The sequence below is a fragment of the Frigoribacterium sp. 9N genome (genome assembly GCF_902506305.1).
GTDB lineage: Bacteria > Actinomycetota > Actinomycetes > Actinomycetales > Microbacteriaceae > Frigoribacterium.
The window spans coordinates 1-7,183 of sequence record NZ_LR733404.1 but is presented as its reverse complement, the minus strand read 5'-3'; the positions used below and the strand labels follow the sequence as shown (position 1 = coordinate 7,183).

General features: G+C 70.4%; 7 protein-coding genes. 5 read left to right on the top strand and 2 right to left on the bottom strand.

All coding sequences use genetic code 11. The features are described from left to right. Window positions 1–75: 75 nt before the first annotated feature. The 3 genes from ARTHRO9V_RS15655 to ARTHRO9V_RS15645 are packed head-to-tail and all read left to right on the top strand — an operon-like array spanning window position 76 to window position 3,411. Entirely contained in the window at window positions 76–1,431 is a 1,356-nt protein-coding gene (locus tag ARTHRO9V_RS15655; protein ID WP_159829069.1) for an ABC transporter substrate-binding protein, read from the top strand. A gap of 58 nt (window positions 1,432–1,489) precedes the next feature. Then, entirely contained in the window at window positions 1,490–2,449 is a 960-nt protein-coding gene (locus tag ARTHRO9V_RS15650; protein ID WP_056043881.1) for a carbohydrate ABC transporter permease, read from the top strand. Then, entirely contained in the window at window positions 2,446–3,411 is a 966-nt protein-coding gene (locus tag ARTHRO9V_RS15645) for a carbohydrate ABC transporter permease (protein WP_082460077.1), read from the top strand. The genes ARTHRO9V_RS15650 and ARTHRO9V_RS15645 overlap by 4 nt, the downstream gene beginning before the upstream one ends. 135 nt (window positions 3,412–3,546) lie before the next feature. On the opposite strand, the gene ARTHRO9V_RS15640 is transcribed toward ARTHRO9V_RS15645, so the two are convergent. Continuing rightward, a complete protein-coding gene (locus ARTHRO9V_RS15640; RefSeq protein ID WP_123571378.1) occupies window positions 3,547–3,954 on the bottom strand; it encodes a low molecular weight phosphatase family protein in 408 nt (135 codons plus the stop codon). A gap of 126 nt (window positions 3,955–4,080) precedes the next feature. Here ARTHRO9V_RS15640 and ARTHRO9V_RS15635 point away from each other — a divergent pair, with 126 nt between their 5' ends. Next, entirely contained in the window at window positions 4,081–4,623 is a 543-nt protein-coding gene (locus tag ARTHRO9V_RS15635) for an RNA polymerase sigma factor (RefSeq protein WP_082460151.1), read from the top strand. Next, window positions 4,613–5,863 (top strand): hypothetical protein, encoded by a 1,251-nt coding sequence (locus ARTHRO9V_RS15935; protein ID WP_305038410.1) that lies wholly within the window; start codon window positions 4,613–4,615, stop codon window positions 5,861–5,863. The genes ARTHRO9V_RS15635 and ARTHRO9V_RS15935 overlap by 11 nt, the downstream gene beginning before the upstream one ends. A gap of 64 nt (window positions 5,864–5,927) precedes the next feature. On the opposite strand, the gene nhaA is transcribed toward ARTHRO9V_RS15935, so the two are convergent. Then, the coding region (nhaA, locus tag ARTHRO9V_RS15625) for a Na+/H+ antiporter NhaA (RefSeq protein WP_370516217.1) at window positions 5,928–7,183 on the bottom strand (1,256 nt) is incomplete at its 5' end.

Genomic DNA, 7,183 nt, shown 5'->3' with positions numbered 1-7,183 from the left:
CCGACCCGCACCACGTCCCCCCTGCACCACCCGATCCCCTGCACCACTCCCCCACCCCCTCGAGGAAGAACCACCATGAAGAGAAAGACCACAGCAAAGGCGCTCGTGTCACTCGCCGTCGTGTCGGCGTTCGTGCTGACCGGCTGCGCCCCGTCCGGCGGAGGCGCGGGTGGTGGTGGCGACACCGCGCCCGTCTCGCAGGCCGACATCGACAAGGCCATGGACACCGACACGACCCTCACCTTCTGGACCTGGGTGCCCGACGTCCAGAAGGAGGTCGACCTGTTCGAGGCCAAGTACCCGAAGATCAAGGTCGACGTCGTCAACGTGGGCACCGGCACCGCGCAGTACCCGAAGCTGCGGACGGCGCTGAAGGCCGGCAAGGGCGCACCCGACGTCGCCCAGATCGAGTACCAGTACATCCCGTCCTTCCGCCAGACCGGCAGCCTCGTCGACCTGACCCCCTACGGAGGCGCGGACCTCGAGTCGAAGTACGTCCCGTGGGTCTGGAACCAGGTCGCGGACGACACCGGCGTCTGGTCCGTACCGCAGGACTCGGGCCCGCTCGGCAACCTCTACCGCTCGGACATCTACGAGCAGGCGGGGCTGACCGAGGCGCCCGAGACCTGGGCCGACTTCGCGACCGACGCGCAGACGATCAAGGACAAGACCGACTCGTACATCTCGAACCTGCCCGGCAACGACCCCGGCCAGATCGTCGGGCTGTTCTGGCAGGCCGGCGCCAAGCCGTTCTCGTACGACGGCGACAAGACCGTCGGCATCGACCTCGACTCGACCGAGACGCAGAAGGTCGTCACGTTCTGGCAGGACCTGATCGACAAGGACCTCGTCTCGACCGACGCCGACTTCAACGACGCCTGGTACCAGGGCTTCTCGTCGGGCAAGTACGCCAGCTGGCAGACCGCCGCCTGGGGCCCCGTCTTCCTGCAGGGCACGGCCGCGAACACGAGCGGCAAGTGGACCGCCGCGAAGATCCCGCAGTGGAAGGCCGGTGAGGACGTCTCGGGCAACTGGGGCGGATCGAGCGACGCCGTCATCACGGGCACGCAGAACCCGATCGCCGCGGCCGAGTTCAGCAAGTTCCTGAACAGCGACCCCGAGGCGACCCTCGCCTTCGCGAACGAGCAGTTCCTGTTCCCGACGACGACCGACACCCTCTCGAGCAGCGACTTCACCGACACCGCCTCGGACTTCTACGGCGGCCAGAAGGTCAACGAGCTCTTCGCCGGCGTCTCGGACACGGTCAGCACCGACTTCCAGTGGCTGCCGTTCATGGACTACGTCTACTCGAGCTTCAACGACACGCTCGGCAAGGCGATCGCCGACCACTCCGACCTCTCCGCCGCCCTCACGGCGTGGCAGGACGACGTCACCGCCTACGCGAAGCAGCAGGGCTTCACCGTCAAGTAGCGCTCACGGGGTGCCGCCCGCCCTCGGGCGGCACCCCCTCGGCCCGGCAAGGAGCCCCATGTCCACCTCCGTCACCCCTCGTCGAGACGCGACCCGCGCCTCCTCGTCCCGTCAGCCCGCCACCCCGCGGCGCACGAGCTCGCTGCACCGACCGCAGCTCGTCGCGGCCTGGGCCCTGGCGATCCCGTTCCTGCTCGTCTTCGCGGCGATGTTCCTCGTGCCGCTCGGCTACGCGGGCTACCTGAGCACCTTCACCTCGCAGCTCGTCGGCGGGCAGGTCTTCTCGGGCCTCGCCAACTACAGCCGCGCACTGAACGACCCGAGCTTCTGGGCCGGCCTCGGGCGGGTCGCGCTGTTCCTCTTCGTGCAGGTGCCGATCATGCTCGTGATCGCCCTGTTCGTCGCCCTCGCCCTCGACACCGGCCGGGTGGCCGGCAGCAAGTTCGTCCGCCTCGCGATCTTCGTGCCGTACGCCGTGCCCGGCGTCGTCGCGACGCTGATGTGGGGCTACCTCTACGGCCGCGAGTCCGGCCTGATCGCCCAGGTGATCAGCGGAGTCGGCCTCACGCCGCCCGACCTGCTGTCGCCGCAGAACGTGCTCGGCAGCACGATGAACATCGTCAGCTGGGAGTTCATCGGCTACAACATGATCGTGCTGTACGCCGCCCTGCGCAGCGTGCCGACCGAGATGTACGAGGCCGCCGAGATCGACGGCGCCGGGCCCTGGCGGGTGGCGTGGAGCATCAAGATCCCGGCGATCCGCTCGGCGATCCTGCTGACCGTGATCTTCTCGGTGATCGGGTCGTTCCAGCTCTTCAACGAGCCCAACCTGCTCTACAGCATCGCGCCCAACGCGATCGGGTCGGACTTCACCCCGAACCTCTACGCGTACAACGTCGCGTTCAAGAACCAGGACGTCAACTACGCCGCGGCCATCGCGTTCCTGCTCGGGTTCCTCATCATGATCATCAGCTACGTGGTGCAGCTCGCCACCTCACGCAAGGAGCGACTGTCGTGACGATCGCACCCGCCCCCGTCGACACCGCCGGGGCCACGTCCGTCGACCGTCCCGTCCGCCGCCTCGAGGGCTCCGGAGGCGCGGGCAATCGCCGCCCGCGACGCCGCGTCGAGCGGTCCAAGCGCAAGACGCCGATCCTCACCGTGATCCTCTGGATCACGCTGGCGTACTTCCTGCTGCCGCTGGTCTGGTTGGCGATCCAGGCGACGAAGACCAACGGCGACATCTTCTCGACGTTCGGCCTGGCCTTCGGCCGCACCTTCGCCCTGGGCGACAACCTGGCGCAGCTGTTCACGTTCCAGGACGGCATCTTCGTGCAGTGGATGGGCAACACGGTGCTCTACGCCGTGGTCAGCTCGGTCGGTGCGGCGGTGCTCGCCACGATGTGCGGCTACTCGCTGGCCAAGTACGTCTTCAAGGGCAGGTCGTTCGTCTTCGGGCTGATCCTCGGGGCGGTCATGGTGCCGCTGACGGCGCTGGCGATCCCGACCTACCTGCTGTTCAGCGCGGCGAACCTCGTCGACACCCCGTGGGCGATCATCCTGCCGTCGCTGGTCAGCCCGTTCGGCGTCTACCTGATGCGCGTCTACGCGAGCGAGGCGGTCGACGACAGCCTGCTCGAGGCGGCCCGCATCGACGGGGCCGGCGAACTGCGGATCTTCCTGACGATCGCGTCCCGGCTGCTCGCACCGGGCATCGTCACGGTGTTGCTGTTCGCCCTGGTCTCGACCTGGAACAACTACTTCCTGCCGTTGATCATGCTGAACGACCCGTCGCTGTTCCCGGCGACGGTCGGCCTGGCGCAGTGGCAGCAGGCGGCCACCGGCGGCGGCGGCGCCCAGGTGCTGTTCTCGACCGTGCTGACCGGGTCGTTCGTGTCGATCCTGCCGCTGGTCGTGGCGTTCCTGTTCCTCCAGCGCTTCTGGCAGTCCGGCCTGAGCGCCGGCGGCGTCAAGGGGTAGCCGGTCCGACTCCCGCCCCGGCCCCCGGTTCACGGTGGAGGTCGGAGCGGGTGGGCCGTGGCCGTGGCAGCGGCGGCCCGGGAGGCGGTGGTGACGTTGAGAGGTCACCACCGCCTCCGTTCGTTCGTCCCGGCGTCAGAGGCGGGCGTGCAGGTCGGCGACGCGGGCGCGGATGTCGTCGCGGACGAGGCGCATGCGCTCCATGCCCTCGACGCCCCGCTCGGACGGTTCGTCGGTGATCCAGGTCTCGAAGCGGGTGCCGGGGACCTCGTCGACCCGCGCCTCCCGACCGAGGACGACGACCACGTCGGCGTCGCGCACCATCTGCTCGGTGAGGGCCTTGGGGTGCTCGTCGCCGAGGTCGATGCCGAGCTCGGCGAGCGACTCGACCGACTGCGCGTTGAGGTCGGTGCCGGGCGTCGTGCCGGCCGACACGACCGTGACCTCGTCGCCGGCGAGGTCACGCATCAGCCCGGCGGCCATCTGCGACTTGCCCCCGTTCTTCTGGCAGACGAACAGGACGGAGGCGCGGGTCGGGGTCATGCGGACACCGTACCGACCCCGGGTGGCCGGGTCCCGTGCCGTCGGGACGCGCCGCCCGCCGATCCGTCGGGGGTCCCGTGTCAGGTTCGCCGGTTCCGCGACACTCCTCTAGTGAAGGGGGTGGACGTGGATCACGACACGGAAGGCGACGACGAGCTCGTCAGACGCACGGTCGGGGGTGACCAACGGGCACTGTCGGCCTTGTTCGACCGGCACGCCGCGACGGTGACCCGCTACGCGTGGGCGCTGGCCGCCACCCGGATGGACGTCGAGGAGATCGTGCAGGACACGTTCGTGACCCTCTGGAAGAAGGTCGACCAGATCGACCTGCCCGAGGACTCGCTGCTGCCCTGGTTGCTGGTCGTCTGCCGCAACCACGCCGCCAACCTGCGCCGCAAGCAGGCCCGCGCCGCCACCGACGAACTGCCCGACGACCTCGTCGCCCCGGACCACGGCGAGGAGGCGCGCGACCGGCTGCGCTGGGTCCGCGACGAGATCGACGCCCTCGGCCCGGTCGACCGGCAGATCGTCGAGCTCTGCCTCATCGAGGGGCGCCCCTACGGCGAGGCCGCCGCCCAGGTCGGCCTGAGCATCGGCGCCGTCACCCAACGCGTGTCGCGCACCCGATCGCGACTGAAGAAGAAGGCGGTGATGAACGATGAACTCTGAGCCCCCCACCGGAGACGAGCTGAACCGCATGCTCGTCACGATGAAGCAGAACGTCCTCGAACGCACCACGGAGTCCCCGCGCCGAAAGCGCAACCGGAACCTCGGCCTCGGCCTCGGCCTGGCCGCCCTGCTGGCGATCGGCGGCGGCTCGGGAGCGCTGGCGCTCGGCATGCTGCCCTCGCCGTTCCAGGCGTCGGCACCGTCCACGCCGACGAGCACGCCCACCCCGACGCCGACGGTCCGGCCGACGGCGACGCCGCGGCCGACGCCGACGGTGGCGCCGGTGGTCGCACCGGTGCCCGCCCTGCCCATCGACTGCGCGACGCTCGCGAGCGGCGTGCGGATGGACCTGTTCATCCCGTCGCCCCTGCAGGGACGGGCCGACCTGCTGCTGCCGACGGACGCGAGCCTGTCCGAGTACGGCGTGCTGGGCTGCGAGTGGGGTTCCACCGAGCAGCCGTACTCCCGCGTGGACCTCTCGGTGGCGAGTGGACGCGAGGCCGGACTCACTGCCGTCGACGACCTCGTGGCCGGTGGCGCCCGGCGCACCGAAGCCGGTGACGCCTCGGCCATGACCTGCACCGAGCAGGGTTGCCAGGCGACCGTCGTGTCGGGCATCTGGTGGATCGAGTTCAGGACGTCGGACGTCGACGCCACGTCCGGGACCGTGTCGGTCGAGACGCGCGCCGCGAACACCACCGCGGCTCTGACGAGCCTGGTGTCGCGGCTCGACGGTCTCTCACCGGCCCCCTCGTGGACCCGACCGGACTCGTCGTGGGCCCGGGTCGGCGATTGCGCAGCGCTGAGCCCGGCCGTTCCTCTGGGCCAGATCATGGGTTCCCCTCGCCTCGAGGGCCCGGAGGAGCCACAAAACGAGTACCCGAGCGGCATCGTCCGGGCCTCCGATCGCACCGTGCAATGCCGTTGGACCCTTCCGTACGTCGAGGACGCACCGATCTCGGAGGTCGGCGACGTCACGGTGACGCTCTCCGCGGGTAGCGGCTGGGCCGTCGATGCGGTGGATTCGATGTCGCATCTCGAGCGGTCACCGGTCACCGTGGCAGGTGCCGAGAAGGCCGAGTACGTCTGCATCCACGACGAGGGCAGCGGTTGCTACGTCAACGTGCTGACCGACGGCTCGTGGCTGCAGGTCAGGACCAGCAACACATATGAGGACAGCCTGAAGGGCCTGCTGGTCGCGGCCGCGGAGGCGATCGTCGCGACGCGTCCCGCGAGCTGACCCGCGCCTCCTGCGCCGCCGTGACCGAGGCACGCGACCGCAGGAGGCGCGGGTCGGCGGACCGTCAGGCGTCGAGGCGGTCCCGGGCCCGGCCGCGCACGGCCAGGATCGCCCCGCCGACCAGGGCCGAAAGAAGCGAGCCGACGAGGACGCCGACCTTGACCACGTCGTTTTGCTCGCTGCCGGCCCCGTAGGCGAGTTCGCCGACCAGGAGCGACACGGTGAACCCGATGCCGGCCACGAACGACAGCCCGAGCACGTCGCCCCAGCGCAGGCTCGGATCGAGCCGGATGCCGGGCAGTCGCGTCACGAGCAGGGACGCCCCGGTGATGCCGATCGACTTGCCGAGCACGAGCGCCACGACGATGCCGATCGCGACGCTGTCGCTCAGCGACTCGACCAGCCCGTCGAACCCGCCGACCGTCACGCCTGCCGAGAAGAACGCGAAGACGGGCACTGCCACGCCCGACGAGACCGGGCTCCAGCGCTCGGCGAAGTGGTGGGTCAGCGGGTGCCGCACCTCGTGGCCGTCGGGTCCGACGTGCGTGACGCCGGCCCGGGCCGTCGCCACCGCGGGCACGAGCAGGCCGAGCAGCACGCCCGCGATCGTGGCGTGCACCCCCGAGGCGTGCACGAGGGCCCAGGCGAGGACGCCCAGCGGGATCAGCAGCCACCACGCCCGCACGCCACGACGGACGAGCACGGCGAACGCGGCGAGCGGCAGCAGCGCCAGCAGCAGGGGGACGAAGGCGATGCCCGCCGTGTAGAACACCGCGATGATCGTGATCGCGATCAGGTCGTCGACGACGGCGAGGGTCAACAGAAACGTGCGCAGGGCCGGGGGCAGCCGCTTGCCGACGACGGCGATCACGGCGACGGCGAACGCGATGTCGGTCGCGGCCGGGATCGCCCACCCCTGGAGCGCGTCGGGGCCGGCTCCGAGGTTGATCAGCGTGAAGAGCAGCGCCGGCAGGGCGACCCCGCCGACCGCCGCGGTGATGGGCAGCACGGCGACCCGGGGGTCGCGCAGCGAGCCGGCGACGAACTCCTGCTTCAGCTCGAGGCCGACCACGAAGAAGAAGATCGCGAGGAGCCCGTCGGCCGCCCAGCTGCCCATGCTGAGGTTCAGGTGCAGCGCCTCGGGGCCGAACGACACGTCGCGCACGGCCGAGTAGAACGAGCCGGCCGGGCTGTTCGCCAGGACGAGCGCGAGCACGGTCGCCGCGAGCAGCAGCAGTCCGCCGGTCGTGTCACGGCTGAGGAACCGCGAGAGCCGTGCGCCCCGGCCCTCGGCACGGGGCGCGTGGGCGGGGGCAGGAG

Coding starts and splice junctions, on each gene's coding strand:
- ARTHRO9V_RS15655 (WP_159829069.1), top strand. CDS start 76: ATGAAGAGAAAGACCACAGCAAAGGCGCTCGTGTCACTCGCCGTCGTG.
- ARTHRO9V_RS15650 (WP_056043881.1), top strand. CDS start 1,490: ATGTCCACCTCCGTCACCCCTCGTCGAGACGCGACCCGCGCCTCCTCG.
- ARTHRO9V_RS15640 (WP_123571378.1), bottom strand. CDS start 3,954: ATGACCCCGACCCGCGCCTCCGTCCTGTTCGTCTGCCAGAAGAACGGG.
- ARTHRO9V_RS15935 (WP_305038410.1), top strand. CDS start 4,613: ATGAACTCTGAGCCCCCCACCGGAGACGAGCTGAACCGCATGCTCGTC.